Annotated in this window: 1 protein-coding gene; it reads right to left on the reverse strand. The window is 63.1% G+C overall.

All coding sequences use genetic code 11. The features are described 5' to 3' along the window. Positions 1-21 precede the first annotated feature (21 nt). Positions 22-1,311: an IS4 family transposase gene (locus tag AC628_RS41640; protein WP_074132561.1), complete on the reverse strand. Its 1,290-nt coding sequence runs from the start codon at positions 1,309-1,311 to the stop codon at positions 22-24. Between the last annotated feature and the right edge of the window lie 238 nt (positions 1,312-1,549).

Here is a 1,549-nt window from a genome sequence, read left to right on the forward strand (position 1 = left end):
GTRTCGGTCCCTGCTTTCGCACTAGGGCATGCACACATCTCTGAGGCTCCATCCTTGGGCGACGGCGTGGAAGTGTTCGAGGCCGGTTTTGAAGGTGATGGGGCCTGGCGGCTTGGACGATGGGTAGCCGTCCCAGCCGCCGAGGCGACCGATGATCCAGGCTGCCCAAGCGAGGGTATCGGGCGGGTGCGGGTTCTTCAGCCGCTTGGTTCTGGCCTCGAGTTGCTGATTGAGTGCCGTCAAGGTGGCGATCTCATTGCTGTTGAAGGCCGTGGAGATGCCCTGCGGGCCGCCGTTGCGCGCTTGCAGGAGTTGGATGGTAATGACCGCAGCCTTGGCGGCGACCGCGACCAATTTGAGAAGCCGCTCGGCGATGCCGATTTGGCTGTCTTCGAGCCTGAAGCCCTGTGTCTTGAGCACGCGGAAGAACTGCTCGATGATCCAGCGCTGCTTGTACCACTCGACGATGCGCCAACCGTCGTCCGCACTGGCGACCTTATGCGAGGTGATCAGACGCCAGTGCAGCGGCTCGACGTCGGGACCGGCATTGATCTCGCGGACGTCGACGATGGCCAACGGCAAGCTTTCTGGCAAATGGCGCAGGAACTTGCTCTGAGGTCGGGCAAGCTCGATCGCGCCGAAGCGAAGTTCGAGGTCCACCTGACGTGCAGGCCGTTGCGCACGCGCGGGCAATTGGACGGTGCGACGCTGCACCGGCGCCATGGCGTCGATGGCCCCGTACAGACCGGTCGTGTCGGCCAACTTGCGATCATGCATGCTGCGGGCGACCACGTGGAAGTCTTGCTCGGCCGCGCTGGCATAAAGAGCAAAGATGTCGCTCTCGCGGTCACCAAGCAAGGTCACTCTTGCGGCGCCTGCGAGCAGCGGCTTGGCCGCAAGGGCAGTGGTGATCCAGCGCTGCGATTCCTTGTCCGGCAGGTCGCGGCTGTCATGCGAGACGGTTCGACGGCCCTCACGCGTCCACACCTCGCCGCTCAAAAGCCCAAGGCAGCTGCCACTGTCCGCATCCACCGCCAGCAGCGGATGCAGCAGCACGCCATGGTGATTGCCCCTGCCGATTTCCCCGAGCCGGCGCCGGCGTTGCGCGGTGGTGTTGAAGTGGATCTCGCTGGTGTCCTGGATTGCCAGCACATGGCGGCCTCGGGTCGCCGCAACCGTGCTCTCGCTCCAGCTTTCGATGATCCGTTCCGCTGTCACTTTGCCATTGCCGAGAAAGCGGTTGAACCGCACTTCCAGCGCCCGGTTCCCCTTCGAAAGCCGCCGCAGGCATACATCCTTGCCCGCAACCATGCGTCCGACAAGCGCCGCCCCCCTTTATCGAGACGACGATCCCCGAACCGGCCCAGCGTCCAGTCAATCCGTGACAACATGGCGGCACCTCCGTCCAAACCGAAGTGCCGACATAGGAATCACATCGATTGCCGATTCTGGAATCCCAGATTCAGCGTTCGAGTCAATCTGTCGCAGCAAAATGTGTGCATGCCCTAGTGCTTTCGCAGGGACGACAGCGAGGGTTTGGCGCGAGTGG

Source organism: Bradyrhizobium sp. NAS96.2 (genome assembly GCF_001908235.1).
Classification (GTDB): Bacteria; Pseudomonadota; Alphaproteobacteria; order Rhizobiales; family Xanthobacteraceae; genus Bradyrhizobium.